At 74.8% G+C, this 18,787-nt stretch carries 17 protein-coding genes and 1 pseudogene; 8 read left to right on the top strand and 10 right to left on the bottom strand.

Annotation, left to right across the window (positions count from 1 at the left end):
- The first annotated feature begins 20 nt into the window (after positions 1 to 20).
- The 5 genes from Val02_RS11880 (at position 21) to Val02_RS11860 (ending at position 5,663) form a co-directional block, all read left to right on the top strand.
- A complete protein-coding gene (locus tag Val02_RS11880; RefSeq protein WP_203899034.1) occupies positions 21 to 755 on the top strand; it encodes an ABC transporter ATP-binding protein in 735 nt (244 codons plus the stop codon).
- A complete protein-coding gene (locus tag Val02_RS11875) occupies positions 752 to 2,083 on the top strand; it encodes an FtsX-like permease family protein (RefSeq protein ID WP_203899033.1) in 1,332 nt (443 codons plus the stop codon). Before Val02_RS11880 ends, Val02_RS11875 begins: the two co-directional genes overlap by 4 nt.
- Positions 2,080 to 3,282 carry a sensor histidine kinase gene (locus tag Val02_RS11870; RefSeq protein ID WP_203899032.1) on the top strand — a complete coding sequence of 401 codons (1,203 nt, stop codon included), beginning with the start codon at positions 2,080 to 2,082 and terminating at the stop codon, positions 3,280 to 3,282. The genes Val02_RS11875 and Val02_RS11870 overlap by 4 nt, the downstream gene beginning before the upstream one ends.
- Positions 3,283 to 3,299: 17 nt before the next feature.
- Complete coding sequence (locus Val02_RS11865; RefSeq protein WP_203899172.1) at positions 3,300 to 3,947, top strand: response regulator transcription factor; 648 nt, start codon at positions 3,300 to 3,302, stop codon at positions 3,945 to 3,947.
- 216 nt (positions 3,948 to 4,163) lie between these two features.
- Positions 4,164 to 5,663, top strand: coding sequence for a GGDEF domain-containing protein (locus Val02_RS11860; RefSeq protein WP_203899031.1), 1,500 nt, complete (start codon positions 4,164 to 4,166; stop codon positions 5,661 to 5,663).
- 15 nt (positions 5,664 to 5,678) lie between these two features.
- Here Val02_RS11860 and Val02_RS11855 read toward each other — a convergent pair whose 3' ends face one another.
- From Val02_RS11855 to Val02_RS11830, 6 genes are all read right to left on the bottom strand, one after another.
- On the bottom strand, positions 5,679 to 7,187 hold the full coding sequence (locus Val02_RS11855; RefSeq protein WP_203899030.1) for a GMC family oxidoreductase: 1,509 nt from the start codon (positions 7,185 to 7,187) through the stop codon (positions 5,679 to 5,681).
- A 47-nt stretch (positions 7,188 to 7,234) separates the two neighbouring features.
- On the bottom strand, positions 7,235 to 7,924 hold the full coding sequence (locus Val02_RS11850) for an IclR family transcriptional regulator (RefSeq protein WP_203899029.1): 690 nt from the start codon (positions 7,922 to 7,924) through the stop codon (positions 7,235 to 7,237).
- Positions 7,925 to 8,018: 94 nt separating this feature from the next.
- Positions 8,019 to 8,813, bottom strand: coding sequence for an alpha/beta fold hydrolase (locus Val02_RS11845; RefSeq protein ID WP_239152742.1), 795 nt, complete (start codon positions 8,811 to 8,813; stop codon positions 8,019 to 8,021).
- Positions 8,810 to 9,742, bottom strand: coding sequence for a short-chain dehydrogenase/reductase (locus tag Val02_RS11840; RefSeq protein WP_203899028.1), 933 nt, complete (start codon positions 9,740 to 9,742; stop codon positions 8,810 to 8,812). The genes Val02_RS11845 and Val02_RS11840 overlap by 4 nt, the downstream gene beginning before the upstream one ends.
- Entirely contained in the window at positions 9,739 to 11,505 is a 1,767-nt protein-coding gene (locus Val02_RS11835) for a DUF4873 domain-containing protein (RefSeq protein ID WP_203899027.1), read from the bottom strand. Before Val02_RS11835 ends, Val02_RS11840 begins: the two co-directional genes overlap by 4 nt.
- The gene (locus Val02_RS11830; protein WP_239152740.1) at positions 11,489 to 12,175 is read right to left on the bottom strand and encodes a TetR family transcriptional regulator; all 687 of its coding nucleotides are present in this window, start codon (positions 12,173 to 12,175) and stop codon (positions 11,489 to 11,491) included. Before Val02_RS11830 ends, Val02_RS11835 begins: the two co-directional genes overlap by 17 nt.
- A 51-nt stretch (positions 12,176 to 12,226) precedes the next feature.
- Here Val02_RS11830 and Val02_RS11825 point away from each other — a divergent pair, with 51 nt between their 5' ends.
- Both Val02_RS11825 and Val02_RS11820 read left to right on the top strand, forming a co-directional pair.
- On the top strand, positions 12,227 to 13,117 hold the full coding sequence (locus Val02_RS11825; protein ID WP_203899025.1) for an AurF N-oxygenase family protein: 891 nt from the start codon (positions 12,227 to 12,229) through the stop codon (positions 13,115 to 13,117).
- A gap of 31 nt (positions 13,118 to 13,148) precedes the next feature.
- On the top strand, positions 13,149 to 13,289 hold the full coding sequence (locus Val02_RS11820) for a hypothetical protein (RefSeq protein ID WP_203899024.1): 141 nt from the start codon (positions 13,149 to 13,151) through the stop codon (positions 13,287 to 13,289).
- Here Val02_RS11820 and Val02_RS47250 read toward each other — a convergent pair.
- The 3 genes and pseudogenes from Val02_RS47250 to Val02_RS11810 form a co-directional block, all read right to left on the bottom strand.
- Positions 13,232 to 13,591 (bottom strand): annotated as a pseudogene (locus tag Val02_RS47250) (DUF6114 domain-containing protein); the annotation flags it as partial. The gene Val02_RS11820 and the pseudogene Val02_RS47250 overlap by 58 nt on opposite strands.
- 4 nt (positions 13,592 to 13,595) lie before the next feature.
- A complete protein-coding gene (locus tag Val02_RS11815) occupies positions 13,596 to 14,213 on the bottom strand; it encodes a DUF6230 family protein (RefSeq protein WP_203899023.1) in 618 nt (205 codons plus the stop codon).
- A gap of 141 nt (positions 14,214 to 14,354) precedes the next feature.
- Entirely contained in the window at positions 14,355 to 15,104 is a 750-nt protein-coding gene (locus Val02_RS11810) for a TetR/AcrR family transcriptional regulator (RefSeq protein WP_203899022.1), read from the bottom strand.
- 162 nt (positions 15,105 to 15,266) lie between these two features.
- Between Val02_RS11810 and Val02_RS11805 the strand changes: the two genes are divergently transcribed.
- Complete coding sequence (locus Val02_RS11805) at positions 15,267 to 15,932, top strand: Tat pathway signal sequence domain protein (RefSeq protein WP_203899021.1); 666 nt, start codon at positions 15,267 to 15,269, stop codon at positions 15,930 to 15,932.
- 49 nt (positions 15,933 to 15,981) lie between these two features.
- Here the strand turns inward: Val02_RS11805 and Val02_RS11800 are convergent, their stop codons facing one another.
- Positions 15,982 to 18,771 carry an AAA family ATPase gene (locus Val02_RS11800; RefSeq protein WP_203899020.1) on the bottom strand — a complete coding sequence of 930 codons (2,790 nt, stop codon included), beginning with the start codon at positions 18,769 to 18,771 and terminating at the stop codon, positions 15,982 to 15,984.
- Positions 18,772 to 18,787 lie beyond the last annotated feature (16 nt).

The following is an 18,787-nucleotide window of genomic DNA, read 5'->3' as shown; positions in this document are numbered from 1 at the left end:
GGCCGGCAGGCTCGTTCCCCATGGAACCTGTGGTGGAACTGGTCGACGTCACCAAACGATACGGCCGGGCGGCCGCGCTCGACGGGGTGTCGCTGGCGGTGCCGGCGGGGACGTTCGTGGCGGTGATGGGAGCGACCGGGTCGGGCAAGAGCACGCTGCTGCACTGCGCCGCCGGGCTGGACCGGCCCTCCCACGGCCGGGTGCGCCTGGCCGGGCGGGACATCACCCGGATGCGCGAGGGGCGGCTGACCCGGCTGCGCCGCGACCGGGTCGGGTTCGTGTTCCAGTCCTACAACCTGCTCTCGGCGCTGACCGTGCGGCAGAACGTCCTGCTGCCCAGCCGGCTCGGCGGCCCCCGGGGCGACCTCGACGGGGTGCTCCGCTCGGTCGGCCTCGACGGCCTGGCGTCCCGCCCGGTCGGCGAACTCTCCGGCGGCCAGCGGCAACGGGTCGCCGTGGCCCGTGCGCTGATCACCCGGCCGGCGGTCGTCTTCGCCGACGAACCCACCGGCGCGCTGGACCCGAGCACCGGGGCCACCGTCCTCGGGCTGCTGCGCGACGCCGTCGACCGGGACGGCGTGACGGTGGTGATGGTGACGCACGATCCGGGGGCGGCCGGGTTCAGCGACCGGCTGGTGCTGCTGCGCGACGGGCGGATCGTCGCCGACGGGCCGACCCCCGATCCGGTCGCCATCGCGGAACGGCTGCGCGCCGTCTCCGCGGCCGGACTCGCCGGCGCCGGGCGTGCGGCGTGAGGGCGGGGATCACCGCGCAGGCGTTGCGGCGGCACAAGTGGGCGTTGCTCGGGCCGACCGTCACGCAGTGTGTCGCGTCGACCGTGATCACGATGATGGTCACGACCGCCGCGTCGCTCGGCGCGGCACCGCTGTCCCCGGCGCAGCGCGCCGCCGTCGAGGCGACCTCGGTGCCGGAGGCGGCGGTGGCGTTCGCGCTGATCGCGGTGTACATGGCGATCCTGCTGGTCGGCGTCACCATGAACCTCGCGATCGCCCGCCAGCTGCGCGACATCGCGTTGCTGCGCGCCATCGGCGCCACCCCGGGGCGGATCCGCCGCTCGGTGGCGCTGCAGGCGGCGGTCGTGGCCGTGCCGGCGGCCGGGCTCGGGTACCCGTTCGGGCTCGGGGCGGGGCACGCCTGGGTCGGCGGGCTGACCCAGCACGGTGTCCTGCCGGGGGTCGTCGCGTACGCGCCCTCGCTCGCCGTGCTGCCGATGGTGATCGGCATCGGGATCGCGACATCGGTGCTGGGCGGGCTGGCGGCCGCCGTTCGGCCGGCCCGGATCCGGCCGGCGCGCGCACTGACCGAGGCGGCCACCCGCCGGCCGGGGATCGGCGCGCCGCGGGCCCTCGCCGGCGCCGGGCTGGTCGTGGCCGGGGTGGTGCTGTCGGCCGTCGTGGCGCGGCAGGCGCCGGAGCGGGCCGGCGAGAACGCGTTCTTCGTCATGCTCGCCATGTGCGTCGGCGTGGGCCTGCTCGGGCCGGTGCTGCTGCGCGGCGTCGCGGCCCGGGTGCGGCCGTTCAGCCGGGGGATCGTGCGGCTGGCCGTCGACAACGTGGCCGCCGCGTCGCGGGCGCTGTCGGGCGCGCTGGTGCCGCTGGTGCTCGTGGTGGCGTTCGCCCTCGTCAAGGTGGCCTCGCACACCACGCCGGCGCACCGCACCGGGCTGCGCGAGCCGGCCGGCGAACTCTGGACGGACTACTCCGGCACGGCCGTGTACTGCGCGTTCGCCGCGATCGCCGCCGTGGCCACGCTCGTCACCGGGCTCGTCGGGCGGCAGCGGGACCTCGCCGTCACGCGGCTCGCCGGAGGGACCCGCCGGCGTGTGCTCGCCGTGGTCGCCTGGGAGGCTGTGCTGGTGACGGCCACCGCTCTCGGGCTCGCCGCCGGGATCGCCGGGGCGGTGCTGGTGCCGGTGCTGCGTTCGGCGCCGTACGTGCCGTTCGGATATCTGCTGGCGGGCGTCGCGCTCACGGCCGGGGTGGTGGCCGCGGGGACGCTCGCGCCGGCCGTCGCGCTGACCCGCGGGCGCCCGGTGCACGTCGTCGCGGCGGCGGTGGAATGAGGCGGCTGTTCGGTGCGCCGTTCGCCGCACGCACCTGGCGGGAGTACGCGTACGCGCTGCTGGCGACGCTCTTCGCGGTGCCGGCGTTCGTGCTGGTGGGGGTGCTCGGGATCGTCGCCTCGGTCGGCACCCTGGTGATGGTCGGGCTGCCGGTCCTGATCGGTGTGCTGGTCCTCGCGCGGGCGAGCGTGCGCTGGCACCGGATCCCGGCGCGGGCCGTCCTCGGGTGGGACTGGCCGTCGCCGCCGCCGCGCCGGCGCCGCAGCTACGTGGCCGTGCTCGGCGACGGCGTGGCGTGGCGCGCGCTGCTCTACGCCCTGGCGCACTTCCCGCTGGTCGTCACGGCCGCTTACCTCGGTGGGGTGCTGGTGGTGAGCGGGACGCTGTTCCTCACGTATCCGCTGTGGTGGCTGGTGGTGCCGGACGCGTTCGGGCTGGTCGACGACGCCACGTGGGCGCAGACGCTCTGGCCGTCGGTGCAGGGTTTCGCGGCTGTCATGACGTTCCCCTGGCTGGTCCGTCTGCTCGTGGGGGTCGACAGGGTGCTGGTCCGGGTGCTGCTGGAGCCGGGCGGCGAGCGGAGACGGATCGCGGCGCTGGAGACCGGCCGCGACGTCCTCACCGCGGACGCCGCCCGGACGCTGCGCCGGGTCGAACGCGACCTGCACGACGGCACGCAGGCCCGCCTCGTCTCGCTCGGGGTGACCCTGTCCCGGATCGAACAGCGGGTCGACGATCCCGCGGTCGCCGGCCTCGTGACGGCCGCGCAGGAGACCGTGACCGAGGCCCTCGCCGAACTGCGCGACATCGTGCGACGCATCCACCCGCCCGCCCTGGACGCCGGCCTCGCCACCGCGCTGGAGACGCTCGCCGCGCGCAACGCCGTCCCGACGACGCTCGCCGTCGACCTGCCCGTGGCGCCGTCGGACGCCACCGCGACGGCCGCCTACTTCGCGGTCGCGGAGCTGCTGGCGAACGTCACCCGGCACGCGTCGGCCACCCGGGCCGAGGTGCGGGTGCGCGGCGACGGGGACGGGCTGCGGCTCGTGGTGCGCGACGACGGGCGTGGCGGCGCAGCGGTCGGCACCGGCTCGGGCCTGCGCGGGCTCGCCGAGCGGGCGCGGGCGCTGGACGGGACGTTCGCGATCGACAGCCCGGCGGGCGGGCCGACGGCGATCACCATGACACTGGGGCGGTGAACGTGCCGGGAACGACGCTGCGGGTCGTGATCGCCGAGGACAACGTGCTGCTGCGCGACGGCATGGCCGCGCTGCTCGACGACCACGGCGTCGAGGTGCGCGCGGTGGTGGACAACGCCGACGACCTGCTGGCCGCCGTCGCCGCGCACCGCCCCGACCTCGCCGTCGTCGACGTGCGGATGCCGCCGACGCACACCGACGAGGGCATCCGCGCCGCGCTGACCATCCGTTCCGCGCATCCGGAGACGGCCGTGCTGGTCCTCTCGCAGTGGGTCGAGACCTCCTACGCGCGGCAGCTGCTGTCCCGCCAGGCGTCGAAGGTCGGCTACCTGCTGAAGGACCGGGTGGTGAGCTCGGGCGAGTTCGTCGACGCGCTGCGCCGGGTCGCCGGTGGCGGCACCGCCCTGGATCCGGAGGTGGTGCGCCAGCTGCTGGCCGCGCCGGCCGTCGACGCCGGCATGGCCCGGCTGACCGCCCGCGAACGGGAGGTGCTGGCGCTGCTCGCCGAGGGGCGTTCGAACGTGGCGATCCAGGGGCGGCTCGGGTTGGCGCCGCGCAGCGTGGAGAAGCACGTGTCGGCGATCTTCACGAAGTTGGACCTGCCGGCGGTGGAGACGGATCACCGGCGGGTGTTGGCGGTGTTGCGTTACCTGCGGGAGGGGTAGGGCCGGCTCGTAGCCGGTCGAGCGTGCTTCTCGATCCCTTGTCGCGCGTCCGCCGGGCGCGCGACCGTGGTTCCCAGCCGCACCGCTGCGCTCCACTCGCTTCGCTTCGTTGCGACTCCGCTGCCACGTCCGCGTCCCCAAGTGCCTCGGCGTGGACCCCCTGCGGGGCCCGTCACAGGTGCTCAGAAGGCGGCGGCGGATGCCGATCGTATCGCCGTGCCCACCTCGACCCGGCCACCGATCGACGCGCCGCTGCGCCGCACCCAGCGGATCGCGTTCGCCGCCGCCGGGTTGGCGCTCGTGGCGCACACGGTGCCGGTGCTGTCGGCCGACATCTCCGCGGGGTGGCGCACCGCCGCGGTGGCGTCGATCGCCGCGCTTCTGGGGATCATGGCGTGGACGACGTTCCGCACCCGGCCGGTGCCGCTGGAACCGGTGCTCGTGCCGGCGCTCCTGTGTGCCGTCGCGGCGGCGATGCCGTGGCCGATGCGCACCGTCATGATCACCATCGCCGTGTTCGCCGTGCTGGCGTTGCACGGGTCGATCTGGGCCTGGGGGGTGCGCACCGTGCTCGGCCTCGCCGTGCTCCCGGTCGGCACGGCGCTGGCGGCGCTGTCCGGCGCGGCGACGCTGTCGTGGCGTTCCGGGGAGGTGCTCGGCATGATCCCGTCGGTGGTGCCGGTGGGGCTGGTGATGCGCCAGGTCCGCCACGTGCTCCTGCAGCAGCAGGTGGTCTCGGGCCGCGACGCCCTGCTCGCCAGCGCCGGCGAACGCATCCTGGCCGCCGAGGACGTCGACGAGGTGCAGCGGATCGGCCGGGATCTGGCCACCCGCATGGTCGCCCTCGACCCGGGCACCGTGCTGATCATCGTCCGGCCGCAGGACGGCCAGTTGCGGGTGGCCCGCTCCCTCGGGCTGGCCGAACAGCTGCGCGGGCGCGGGGTCTCCGACGAGGCGATGGGCCGGCCGGCGGAGGAGTTCGCCGACGTCGCCCCGCACATCGCGCACTGGCGGGTCGAGCCCACCGCCGACGGCTACCTGGTGCTGGGCCGCACGCGGCCGATCACGGCGGTGGAGTTCGACGCGTTCCGCAACCTCATGCACCAGGTGGTGCTCGGCGAGATGGGGCTGCGCTCGCGCGCCGAACTGATGTACCGCGCCCACCACGACTACCTGACCCGCCTCGCCAACCGCGAACTGTTCTTCACCGAACTGGTCCGCGCGGCGGAGACCGAACCGGCCGGCTCGGTCGTCCTGCTCAGCATCGACCTGGACGACTTCAAGCAGGTCAACGACACCTACGGGCACGCCGCCGGCGACGAGGTGCTGATCGAGGTGGCCCGCCGGATCCAGGCGGCGGCGGGGCCGAACGGGCTGGCCGCGCGCTTCGGCGGCGACGAGTTCGCGCTGCTGCTGACCGGGCTCCCCGACGAGCACGACGCCGAGCCGTTGGCGTACGAGCTGTGCGAACGCATCCACGCGCCCATCGTCATCGGCGGCGGCCTCGCCACGGTGCGGGTCGGCGCCAGCATCGGCATCAGCAGCACCGAGTCCGCGCTCACCGCCACCGAACTCGTCTTCCGCGCCGACCTGGCCATGTACGGCGCCAAGTCCGAGGGGAAGAACCGCGTCCGGCACTTCGACCTGGGCGCCGGCCGCGCACCGGTGGAGGCCGGCGCACCCGCCCCCGGCGACGGCGGCCCCTCCGACGGCTGAGCGGTCGACCGGCGCTCAGCCGGCCAGTCCGTGGTCGGCGCGGATGAACGCGGCGGCCCGCTCGCCGACGAGCACGCTCGGCGCCATGGTGTTGGCGACGGTCACCCGCGGCAGCACGGAGGCGTCGGCCACCCGCAGGCCTTCGCAGCCGACGACGCGCAGCCGCGGGTCGACGACCGCCGTGTCGTCCCGCCCCATCCTGGCCGTGCCGCTCTGGTGCCAGAACGTCTCCACCACGTCGCGCAGGTAGGCGGCCGTCGCGTCGCGGCCGACGGGGCCGGGCAGCACCTCGGCGGCGAGGTAGGGGCGCAGCGCCGGGGCCGTCCCGACGGCCCGCGCGGTCTCCAGCGCGTGCCGCGCGGCGGTGAGGTCCGCGGGGTCGGCGAAGTAGCCGGTGCTGATGAGCGGGTCGACCGTCGGATCGGCGGAGGCGAGGCGGACCCGGCCGGTCCCGCGCATCCGCATCCCGATCATGAAGGTGACGACGCGTTCGGGCAGGACGGTGCGGGCGGCGACGGTCTGCGACACCGCGGCGGAGCACGTGGAGTACATGAATACCGGCGGCTCCCGCGCCGCGTCGGTCAGGTTCCAGAAGACACCGGCCCGGCTCTCCCCCGGGGCGCGCAGCTCGGCACCGTCGGCGGCCCGCCACACGAGGCTGATCAGCGCGTGGTCGTTGAGGTTGCGGCCGACGCCGGGCAGGTGCACGCGCGGCGCGATCGAGTGCGCCGCCAGTTCGCGGGGGTCGCCGACGCCGGAGAGCAGGAGCGTCCGGGGCGTGTTGACCGCGCCGAGCGAGAGCACCACCTCGGTCGACGCGCGCACCTCCCGGGTCGTTCCGCCGCCGCGCAGCCGCACGCCGACGGCGCGGTTCTTCTCGAACAGCACCTCGGTCACGAGCGTGCCGCTCAGCACGGTCAGGTTAGGGCGGGGCCGCATCCCGACGTAGGAGCGGAACGGCGACTGGCGCCGGCCGTTCCGGATGATCTCCTGTCGCGGCGCGGCCCCGCGCTCGGCCTCCATCAGCGCGCCGTTGGGGTGGTCGTGGCGGGCGAAGCCCGTCTCCCCCGCCGCGGTGAGCAGCGCCTGCGCGTACGGGTGGAGGTCGGTCGCGTCCCGCACCCACATCGGGTCGTTCTCGATCCGGTCGAACGTCTCCCGCACGGCCTCGTGGCCCCACGCCGGATCGCCGGTCTCCCGCGCGATGAAATCCCAGTCGTCGCGATGGCCACGGATCCAGATGGAGACGTTGACGCTGCCGCCGCCACCCAGCACCCGGCCCATCGCGTAGGGCAGCGACCTGCCGTTGACCCCGGGGTCCGGCTCGGTGGCGAAGTTCCACACCCGCTCGGTGCCCAGGTTGAGCGGCCACAGCTCCGGGTCGTCGATGCTCGGGCCCCGGTCCTCGCCACCCGCCTCGACCAGCAGGACCGACACGGCCGGGTCCTCGGCCAGCCGCCCGGCCAGCGCCGAACCGGCCGAGCCGGCGCCGCACACCACGAAGTCGTAACGCGGTTCCACCATGGCGAGAGATCCCTCCGTCGTCGTCGCGGACGGTCCCACCCTGGCGATCAGGGCGCCTCCGGACCAGCCGGCGTCCGCTGAGCGGACGCGGCGAGGCGCTGCTGCAGGGCGAAGCCCGCCCGGTGCAGCAGCGGCGCGAAGCGCTCCGCGGGGCGCCGGTCGACGGAGGAGATCTGCAGCGCCGCCCGCCGGTCACCGGGCAGCAGCACCGCAACGGCGTAGCAGGTGAAGTCCGCCCAGACGGCGCCGTGGTCGACGGCGACACCGGCGTGGCGGTCCTTCGGCGAGGCCGGCCGGGCGGCGGCGAGCACGCGCCCGGACGCGGTGAACGCCGGCATCGCGTCGCCGGGTCGCACGGCCACCGGCAACGTCAGCGCGCCGGGCACCATCTCCAGGACCACGGGCGAGGCCGGCTCCGGAACGACGAGTGTCGCCGACAGGCCGGTCTCGGCGCGGATCACCCGCAGGACGTCCTGCGCGCAGGCGCGCAACCCGGCGTGCGGTTCGACCCGCCGGGCCAGGCGCACCAGGTCGGCGCCGAGCGTCCAGTGCTCCCCGACGAGGTCGACCGCGCCCGCCTCGCGCAGCTGGCGCAGCAGCCGGTGCACGGTCGGCCGGGGCAGGTCGGTGAGCCGCACCAGTTGCGCGATCTGCCGCCCGGGAACGGTCTCCGGCAGCGCGCGCAACAGCCGGAACGCCCCGTCGACGACTCCCCGCCCGGCCGGATCCGCCGCCACGAACACCTCCGCCGCTCATTGACGGCGATCAGCCTACGTTCGGTGCGGCGGCTCCGGTGCCGGCGGCCGGCGCGTTCCGGGGAAATCAGCAGTGTCACGAACCGCTGTGGTGCCGCGTCCGGGTGGTCGACAGGATCAGGTCGGCGACGAGGTCGGGCGCGTCGCTCATGGGTACGTGCCCGCAGCCCGGCAGGGCCACGTGGCGGGCGTGCGGCAGCAGTTCGCGGGCGCGTTCGGCCTGGTGCGGTTGGAGGATGCGGTCCGCGCTCCCCCACGCGACCGTCACCGGCACCGACGGCGCACCCGCGAACCGGTAGTGGTGCGCCGCCCGCGCGACGGCCCGGAAGCCGGTGGAGTTGCGCAGCGCCAGCGCGTCGCCGAGGGCCCGCTCGCCGGCCAGCGCGGCGGGCTTCGTCACCAGCGGCCCGAACGACCACGCCCGCACGAACGGCACGGCCAGCGCCAGGCGCAGCACCGCGGCCGGCGGGAGGGTCGACAGGCGCATCCGCCGCAGGATCGCGACCGCCCGCCGCGCCTCCGCCTCGGTGCAGAACCCGGCGGGCGACAGCGCGGTGGCCGACGCGGCGCGCCCGGTGACGGCCAGTTCCAGTGCGACCGCGCCACCGAGGCTGTTGCCGCACACGTGCGGGCGTTCGAGACCGAGCGCGTCGAGGAACGCGTGCACCGCCTCGAGCACGCCCGGCATGCCGTCGGGCAGCTCGCCGGCCGGCAGCGGCGAGAGTCCGAAGCCCGGCAGGTCCACGGCGTAGACGCGGTGCTGCGCGGCGAGGCGGTCCAGCACCGGTTCCCAGGCCTGCCAGCGGTGCCCGAGCCCGTGCAGCAGCACCAGCGGCTCGCCCGCGCCGACGACCGAGTAGTTGACGCTCACGGCGCACCGTCCACTGTGGACGGTTTATCGACGGCCGCGGCGCCGTAGCCCGCGCTGTGCGCCCCGAACCTCCGGTCGAGCGCCCGCACCTCGGCCTCCATGCGCCGCATGCGTTCCGCCCCGGTGCGCAGCACCGCCTCGGCGACCGGCCCGCAGTAGAACGTCCGCAGCGCCGACACGACGCCGAGCGCCTTCGGCACGTACACCCGGCGGCTGCGCCGTTGCATGGCGCGCACCAGAGCCTCGGCGCACTGCCGCACCGGCACCACCTTGTTGAGCGGCCACGGCAGCCGGCCCAGCGTCTCCCGGAACGACGGCAGGTCGGCCTGCACGTCGCGCACCAGGTCGGTGTCGATCCAGATCGGGTGCGCGGTGCCGACGGCGACGCCGCTGCGCGCGCACTCCATGCGCAGCACCGTTCCGAACGACTCCACCCCCGCCTTGGAGGCGCAGTAGGCCGCCATCCCGGGCAGCACGGTGAACGCCGCCGCCGAGGAGACCATCAGCAGGTAGCCGTGCGAATCGCGCAGGTGCGGCAGCGTGGCGGCGGCGGTGCGCACGACCCCGTTGAGGTTCACGTCGACGGCGCGGACCATCGCGTCGGCGCCGGAGACGGCGACGGTGCCGAGGCTGGCGATGCCGGCGTTGGCGAGCACCACGTCGAGGCGCCCGTGAGTGTCCACCGTGGACGAGACGGCGGCCTCCAGGGCGGCCTGGTCGGTGACGTCGCACTCGGCCCAGGTGTGCCTGCCGGCGGGCGAGGGCGCGGTGGCGTCGAGGTCGGCGGTGAGCGCGGCGAGGCGTTCCGGCTCGAGGCCGACGGCGGCGATCCGCGCACCGCGTGCGGCGGCGAGGCGGGCGGTCTCCGCCCCGATCCCCCGGGCGGCGCCGGTGATGAGCACGGTTCTCCCGCGCAGCGGCTCGGTCATTTCGCACCTCCGACGGTCCGGTAGTCGCCCGGGCGGAAGCGGGCGAGCGTGCGCCGGAACGACGTCGCGAAGCCCGGCCAGAGGGTCGAGTTGCGGCCGGTGGCGTCGAGGTACCAGCTGTCGCAGCCGCCCCTGGACCAGACGGTCCCGGCGAGCCTGCGGTCGAGCCTCTCGTTGGTGCGGCGCTGGGCCGCCTCGGTGGGTTCCATCGCGGTCGCTCCCGTCCTGCGGCGGTGGCGGAGCACGTCGACGACGTGCCGGAGCTGACTTTCGATCATGATGACGACGGAGGTGTGGCCCAGCCCGGTGTTCGGGCCGAGCAGCACGAAGAGGTTGGGGAACCCGGCGACCGTGGTGCCGTGGTAGGCGCGCATCGACGGGCGCCACGCCTCGGCGAGGGTGCGCCCGTCGCGGCCGCGCACCCGGTGGGCGACGCTCGGGTCGGTCACCTTGAACCCGGTGGCGAGGATGAGCGTGTCGGCGGGACGGTGCACGCCGTCCGTGGTGACCACCCCGTCGGCGACGACCTCCCGGATCGGCGTGTCGACGACGGTGACGTTGTCCCGGGTGAGGCTCGGCAGGTAGTCGTCGGAGAGGATCACGCGCTTGCAGCCCATGACGTACCGGGGCCTGAGCCGCTCGCGCAGCACCGGATCCGGTACTTGCTTGCGCAGGTGGTGCTCGGCGATCCGCTGCGCCCGACGGATCAGCCCCGGGTGCAGGAACCCGAGCGCCCAACTTTCCCGCGTCCAGTAGAGGCCGGCGCGCACGAGCCGTTGCGCGCCGGGCAGGTAGCGGTAGAGGCGGCGCTCGGCGGTGCGGATCGGGCGGGAGCCGCGCGGCATGACCCACGGCGGCGTGCGCTGGTAGACGGTCAGCGCGCCGACCCTGGGCTGGATGCGCGGCACGAACTGCGCCGACGACGCGCCGGTGCCGACGACCGCGACCCGCCGGCCGGTGAGGTCGTGCCCGTGCTGCCAGCGGGCCGAGTGGAACGACGTTCCCGCGAAGGAGGAAAGCCCGGGAAGGTCCGGCACGGAGGGCTCGCTCAGCGGCCCGGTCGCGACGATCAGCGCGCGGGCGTGGAACTCGCCGCGCGACGTGGCCACCACCCACCGGTCCCCGGACCAGGTCGCCGACTCGAGCCGGGTCCCGAGCCGCACGCGCTGCGTCAGCCCGAACCGGCGCACGCAGCCGCGCAGGTAGCGCAGGATCGTCTCCTGCCCGGAGTAGGTCTCGGTCCACTGTGGATAGCGCGCGAACGAGAACGAGTACAGGTGCGAGGGAACGTCGCAGGCGCAGCCGGGATAGGTGTTGTCCCGCCAGGTCCCGCCGACCTCGTCGGCGGCCTCCAGCACCAGGAAGTCGTGGAAACCGTTGCGGTCCAACGTGATCGCGGCACCGATGCCGCCGAAGCCGGCGCCCACCACCAGGATCTCGACCGCTTCTACCCCGGTCGGGGACTCCGGCGTGAGCACCGGCCAAGGAGCCGGGGCGGTGGTGCTGAGCAGGACCCCGCCCCAGGGGTCGACCTCGGTGAGGCGGACCTCCCGCGACAGGCCGTCCAGGCTGAGGGAGGCGGAGCGGATGCCGTCGCGCAGCAGGGACGCGACGCGGGTGTGCGGCGCGATGCGCCCGCCCCAGCGGTAGGCCCCGTCGATCGGGTCGATCGCGCCGGACAGGCGCACGGTCACGGGCAGGTCGAGCCCGGCGGCGGTGAGCACGGCCGGACCGGCGTAGCCCTCGTCAGGTTCGTCGGTCACGCTCCTTGTCCTCCTTCAACAGCAGCGAGGGCAGGTCCGCGGTGGCGCGCACGCCGTCGAGGCCCTGCCAGAGCAGGGTGGTGAGGTAGTCGGTGAGCGCCTGCCGGGTCATCGGCCGGTCGTGGCGGATCCACCAGTCGCCGACGGACTGGACCAGGCCGACCATGCCGTAGGCCCAGGGCTCGGCCGGCCCCGCGTCGAGCCCGAGGGCGCGCAGTTTGTCGCCGACGACGCGGGCCAGTTCGGCGGAGATGGTGCGGGAGGCGGCGGCGATCACGCCGGGGATGCCGGGGACCCCGGACTGGTGCACCAGGAACCGGTACAGCTCCGGCTGGCTGTCGATGACGCTCAGGTAGGCGTCGATGGTCTCGGAGACGAGCTCGCGCTCGGCGCCGACGCGCGCCACGGCCGGGGTGACCGCCTCGACGACAAGGCCGGCGACGTGCTCCCCGACGGCGAGCCACAGCTCGGCCTTGTCGGCGAAGTACCGGTACAGCACCGGCTTGCTGACCCCGGCCGCCGCGGCGACCTGTCCCATGTCGACCGTCGGGCCGTGCTCCAGCAGGGCCTGCACGGCGGCCGCGACGAGAACGGTGCGCCGCCGCGCGCGGTGCGCGTCCCAGCGGCTGCGCCGCCGGTCGCCATTGACGCCGTCCGATTTCGATTGCACGATACTAGAAGTAACAGGTACTCGGAGAAACATCAATACCGGGAGCCCGCCATGACGACCACCTCTCCTGATCGCGAGACCACCGCCGAACGCCTGCTCACCGCCTCGACGCGCCGTTCCTACGACCCGCTCGTGGCCATCGACTGGGAGGCGCCGTTCACGCCGGGCGCCTTCTGGATGCCGCCCGAGCGCAGCAGCCTCTACGGGACCGAGCTGTGGGCGGCGATGTCCCACGACCAGCGGGTGGAGCTGACCAAGCACGAGGTCGCGGGTGCGGCCAGCGCCGGGATCTGGTTCGAGACGGTGCTGATGCAGATGCTCATCCGCGAGTTCTACGACCAGGACGTGACGAGCCGGCACGCGCAGTACGCGCTCGCCGAGGTCGCCGACGAGTGCCGGCACTCGATCATGTTCGGCCGGCTGATCGAACGGCTGGGCGTCGCACCGACCCGGGCCAGCCGGCGGGACCACGCGCTCGGGCGCTGGCTCAAGGCGACGGCCACGGGCGCGCATATGTACGCCTCCATCCTGCTCGCCGAGGAGATCCTCGACGCGTTCCAGCGGGAGGTCATGGCCGACGAGGCGCTGCAGCCGCTGATCCGCATGGTGGCGCGCATCCACGTCGTGGAGGAGGCGCGCCACGTGCGCTACGCCCGCGAGGAGCTGGTCCGTCAGGTGGAGAAGTCAGGGCCGCTCCGGCTCGCGTACTCCCGGATCGTCATCGGGCAGGCCGCCGCCGCGGTCATCAGCCGGCTGGTGCACCCCGACATCTACCGTGCGGTCGGCATCGACGGCTCCCGCGGACGCGCCGCCGCCCTCGCCAACCCCCACTTCCGGGCCACCATCCGCTGGTCCGCCGCCAAGGCCGTCGAGCACCTCGGTCGGCTCGGCCTGGTCAGCGGTCCCGCCCTGGTCTACTGGCGCCGCGCCCACCTCGTCTGACGCGCCCTTGCGCCGCCGCCACCGCCGACGGGTGTGGCGGCTGCGCGGCTCGGTGGTCCAGGTCAGCGCGAGCGAACCGCCGATGATGCCGAGCAGCATCCCGATGAAGAACCCGCCGAGGTTCGAGGTGATCCACGAGGCCAGCGACAGCAGCAGCAACAGGCTGCCGTAGAACGCCCGCGGCTGCGGCGAGAACCACAGCAGCAGCCCGCACAGGATCATCACCACGGGCACCGCGTAGCCGATCATGCCCTGCGGTCCGATGTGGATGATCACCCCGAACGGCGCGGTCTGCGTCAGCAGGATCTGGACGCCGCCCAGGATCCCGTACCAGCCGCCCCAGAACGGCCTGCTGCGCCGCCACGCGCGCCAGGCCCGCCACGCCCGGCCCACCCACGCGGGCACCCGAACCCGGTGCGGGGAACGCACCGGGTCCGGGTCGGGGGTGGCGATGTCGTCGATCGCCGCTTCCATACCGTCAGCAGCCCTGGCTGCCGAACGCGATGCGCAGGTGCGGCAGCGTGAAGACCGCCGCGGTGGTGGCGTAGTTGTTCTGGCGCAGGTTGCGGATCACGATGTGCTGGGCCTGCTGCCCGAACACACCCAGCGCACCCGGCTGCCCGGGAACCGCGTCGAGCGTGCTGGCGTCCTGCCCGATCACGATGTTCTGGAACGAGGCGTCACCGGCGATCTCGTCGGAGTGCACGACCAGCGTGGTCGCCTGCACCGGTGTGCCGTTGTCGCCGGCGGTGATGCGCAGGAAGCCGCCGCCGAGGTTGACGCTCTGGCACAGGTTGGTCAGCTTGGCCTCCCCGATGACGGAGACGACGACCACGACCTGGCCGCCGGTGTCTCCGGCGTTGGGGCTGCCCTCCGGCATCTCGTCGATCGTCGCGTACTGCTGGAAGCCCTGGCCCTCCAGCTCGGTCGCGGTGACCGTGAACGGCATGCCGGAGATCTGGAACGACGCCGCGAGCACGCCGTTCGCGGTGAGCACCGCGAGCACGACCGCCACGGCGGTGGAGAGCCCCATGGTGAGCCCGAAGCGGGCCCATCTGGTGCGCCCCTGTGGTGTCTTGGCAACGTCGATCGACATCCTTTTCCCCCCTAGGGCAGGCGAGTCCCGGGCTCTGGGGAGCCCGGAGGGCGACCGGTGCCTCCTGCGGAAAGGCCCCGGCTCGCCACCATCGACGGTTTTGATTTCGTTTCCGGAAGTTACCCGCGAGTTAAGGTCAACTCAAGAGGCGTGCGAACAGCCCACGACCGGCCCCTCCTCGCCGTCGCCGTCGAGCGCCGCCGCGGCCGCCCCGGGACCGAGGAACGGCACCAGCGCGAAGTAGGTCAGCGCCGGCACCTGCGCGGTGAGGCGTTCGTGCTCGCCGGCGGCGACGTGCCGGTGGATGGTTGCGTAGATGCCGCCGACGACGGAGCCCACCAGCGCCTCGTGATCGACCGTGAGACCGCCGGGGCTGGTCACCACCGGCCGGGGCGCCCCGTCGAAGAACGTGTGGAAGCGCAGCAGCAACGCGTCGCGCGCGGCCCAGCCGGCCGGCCCGACGGCGTCGATCTCCACGATCGCCATGCGGGCGAAGTTCGGCACGCCGGCGAGGACGCTCAGCAGCAGCCGCAGTCCCGAACGCAGCGCGTCCGGCCAGTGCGGGACGGCGGTGTAGGCCGTCTCCAGCAGGGACCACAGCAGGTCGGTGCCGTGCCGGTAGGTGGCCAGGAAGGCGTCCTCCTTGCCCTGGAAGTGGCTGTAGAACGCCGGTCGGGTCACGCCGGCCGCGAGGCAGATGTCGCCCACCCGGGCGTTGACGTAGCCCTTCTGCGCGACGGTGTGCACCAGCCCGTCGAAGAGGCGTTCCCGCTGGGTCGCGGCGACCACCTCGGGCGGGAGCCGGCTCGGGCCCCGCTTGATCGCCCGGTCGGGGTCGCGGCCGGCCCGGGCTCCGGGGAGCCGCCGGAGGTCCTGCGCCGGTTCGGCCATATCGATCGACGTCCTTCGCTTGACGTTGGGACCCTCCGAGGTTTATAACTTCGACAGGTTTTGATTTCAATCCACTTACCGGCCTCACCTGCGGAAAGACCGGCACACGCCCGGGACACGCGTCCCGGGCGACCCCGCCCCCGCTCAGGAAGGCACACCGCCATGCGCAAGCTCACCTGCGCCGCCGCCGCGCTGACGTTCGCGGTCGGCATCCTCCTCCCCTCGCCCGCCAAGGCGGCGGACGACGCCGTGCTCACCGAGGGCGCCCTCGGCGGCCCCGCCGTCGCGGTCGGCGCGGTCATCACCTCGAGCCTCAAGGCCGGCACCGCCGCCACGTTCTACACCACGGCCACCGGCACGACCGGTGTCACGTGCAAGGAGTCGTCGTTCAGCGGCACCGTCACCGCCAACCCGCCCGCCGGCGGCGTCGCCACCGAGTCGGTGACCGCGCAGACGTTCACCTCCTGCACGTCCAACATCTTCGGCGTCACCGGCGTGCAGAGCATCACCATCAACAACCTGCCGTTCGACGCCGCCGTCAACGGCAGCACCGGCGCCATCACGATCGCCTCGGGCAACGCCGGCGTGATCCAGGCGACCGTCAAGCTGAGCACGCTCCTCGGCTCCACCACGTGCGTGTACCAGGTCGTCGACAAGACCTTCAGCGGCACGACGTCCAACGCCGACAACTCGATCGCGTTCAGCAACGCGGCCTTCGCGAAGTCCACCGGATCGGTCCTCTGCCCGTCGAGCAGCTTCTTCACGGCCACCTATGCGCCGGCCGTCGTCAGCAGTTCGCCGGGCAGCCCCGCGGTCTTCGTGCAGTAGCCGCGCCCCTCGGGCGGGCCGGGGTTCCTGCCCCGGCCCGCCCGTCGCGTCACCGCGCCGCGTCGGTCAGCCGGCCCCGCCCGAGGCGGTGCGCCAACTCCGCGCGGGAGCGCACGCCGAGCTTGCGGTAGATGCTGCGCAGGTGGAACTCGATGGTCTTCGGGCTGACGAACAGCGCCCGCGCCGCCTCCCGGTTGGTCGCGCCCTGCCCGACCAGCATCGTGACCCGCTGTTCCTGCACGGTCAGGTCCGCGGCCGCGGGCGCCGGTGGTGCCGGTCCCGGCTCCGGGGACGCGGCGTCCACCGAGGCCAGGGCCCGCTGCGCGCGAGCGGTCCAGGGAGTCACGTTCATCCGGGTGAACGTCACGAGTGCGGCCCGCAGCAGTGGCAGCGCCTCGCCCCGCTGGCCCCGCCGGGTGAGCCACTCGCCGTAGCAGAGCGCGGCGCGCGCGTGCTCGAACGGCCCGGCCGGCCCCGCACCGGCGCCCACCGCCTCGGCGAACAGCGCCCCGCCCGCCTCCCCGGCCACCAGCGCGGCGGCGCGGGCCAGCACGGGCGGCGCCAGCCGGTCCTGCCGCCGCGCGGCGGCCAGCAGCCGTTGCGCCTGCCCGGTCCGGCCCGTGGCGACGGCGGCCTCCGCGAGGTCGGCGATCCACGGCAGCGGCCCGCAGTCGACGAGTTCGTCCGCCTCCGCCTGGCGGCCGGCCCGCTCCAACCGGGCGAACGCGGCCTCCGGGTCGCCGCCCGCCAGGTCCAGGTGCGCCTCGGCGGCGTGCAGCGCCGGGTCGAGCCCGCCGAGCCGGTGCCGGTCGACGATCTCCCGCGCCCGCGCCACGAACTCCCGGCAGGCGGCCGCGTCGCCGCGGGTCCCGGCGAGCCAGCCGAGGATCAGCAGCGCGGCCGCGGCGTCGGCGGACTGACCGGTGCGCCCGGCCGTCTCGACGGCGCGTTCGGCGGCGGACCGCGCGGCGATCCAGTCCCCGAAGACGATCCCCAGCTCGGCCCGCAGCACCAGCAGCGCGGGCAGCACCCCGAGCGCCGAACGCCGCGTCGCGCGGGTCAGCGTCTCGTCCAGCAGCGCGGCGGCCGGCTCGAGGTGGCCGAGGCGGGCCAGCAGCCGGGGCAGGTGGATGCGCACCACCCGCCACCAGCCCGGTGCGACCGGCCCCTCGGCCAGCCGGCGGGCCAGCGCGACGCGGCGCTCGTCGAACAGTTCGCGCGCCTCGACGCCGTGCCCGCAGTGCGCCAGCACCGTCGCCGACTGAACGGCGCTGAGCAGGTCGAGCGGGCCCGGGGCGGCGAGGCGGCGGGCGTGCCGCACGGCCAGCAGCGCCGCGGTGCCCTCGCCCGCCAGCCAGGAGGCCTCGGCCGCGTCCAGCAGCAGCACCGTCGCGCCCGCCGGGTGCGCGGCCCGGATCCGCACCGCCTCGCTCACCAGGACGCGACGCGCCGACACCGGACGGCCCCGCAGCAGGACCCCGCGCGCGTGCACCGCCCGCGCGCCGGCCCGCACGGCGACGTCGTCGGTGAGGCGCGGGACGCGCTCCAGGAGTTCTCCCGCGGAATCCCAGGCACCGGCGAGCCCCCACAGCTCCGCGGCCCGGACGCTGCGACGGGCCCGGGCGGTCCGGTCCACGGACAGGTCGGCGGCGCGGGCCAGCAGCTCGGCGCAGGCCCCGGCGGAGAGGTGCCCGACCGGCGAGGTGGCGACCCGCTCCAGCTCGGCGGCGACCCGCTCGTCCGGCCACGGCACCCCCGCGGCCAGGTGACGGGCCCGCTCCTCCCCGGTCGTGACGGCCGCGAGCGCGGCGTGCGCGGCGCGCCGCTCGGGCAGCGGCGCGTCGTGGTAGGCGAGCGCGCGCACCAGCGGATGCCGGAACGCCACCCCGTCGCTGTCCAGCGTCACCAGCCCGTCGTCCTCGGCGACGTCCAGGGCCGTCTCGGCGACGCCCAGCGCCACCAGGGCGTCCAGGGTGGTGCGCAGCCCGACCGGGCCCGCGGCGGCGGCGACGAGCAGCGCGGTGCGCGCCGGCCGGCCGTATCCCGCCAGCCGCGCCCCGAACATCCGTCGCACCGCCTCGCCGACCGGCAGCGGGTCGGGCGCCGGCGTCGCCCCGCCGAGCTGCTCGACGCTCAACTGCGCGGGCAGCTCGACCAGCGCCAGCGGCAACCCGGACGCGGCCGCGACCAGCCGTCCCACGATCGCCTCGGCCGGCGGGACCGGGCTCGCCCGGCGCACCAACGCGGCGCTCGCCGCCGGGTCCAGCGGCGCGAGCCGGTGCGCCGGCAGCCCCCACTCGTCCTCGACGCCCGGCCCGCCGGCCGTGGTCAGCACCATGCCGATGCCGGCCGAGGCGGCGCGGCGCGCCACGAACAGCAGCACCCGCCGGGAGGTCGCGTCCCAGCGGTCGAGGTCGTCGACGACCACCAGCACCGGCGGCCCCTCGGCGGCGGCCGCGGCGAGCAGGTGCAGCGCCCCGGCCCCGGCCACGAACGGGTCGGCCGCCGCGTCCGCGTCGTCGGAGAGGGCGAAGGCGGCCGACAGCACGGCCCGCTGCCGCTGCGGGATGCCCGGCAGGAACCCGAGCACGGGAGCCAGCAGCTCGTGCAGCCCGGCGAACGCAAGCCCGCTCTCGGCGGCGACCCCGCGCGCGTACAGGACCCGCAGGTCATCGGCAGAACGTGACAGAACGTAGTCGACAAGTGCGGATTTGCCGATGCCGGTCGGGCCGGCGAAGACCACCCCGGACCCGGTGCCGTGACGGAGTTTGTCCAACAACACGTCCACGTACGCGCACTCGCGCGCACGGCCGTACAGTGCAAATTCCCCCGTTTGCATGAACAAAGTCTATTCA

The organism is Virgisporangium aliadipatigenens (assembly GCF_016863615.1).
In the GTDB taxonomy this organism is placed as follows: Bacteria; Actinomycetota; Actinomycetes; order Mycobacteriales; family Micromonosporaceae; genus Virgisporangium; species Virgisporangium aliadipatigenens.
The sequence above is the reverse complement of the archived record's forward strand: the minus strand, read 5'-3'. Positions and strand labels throughout refer to the sequence as shown.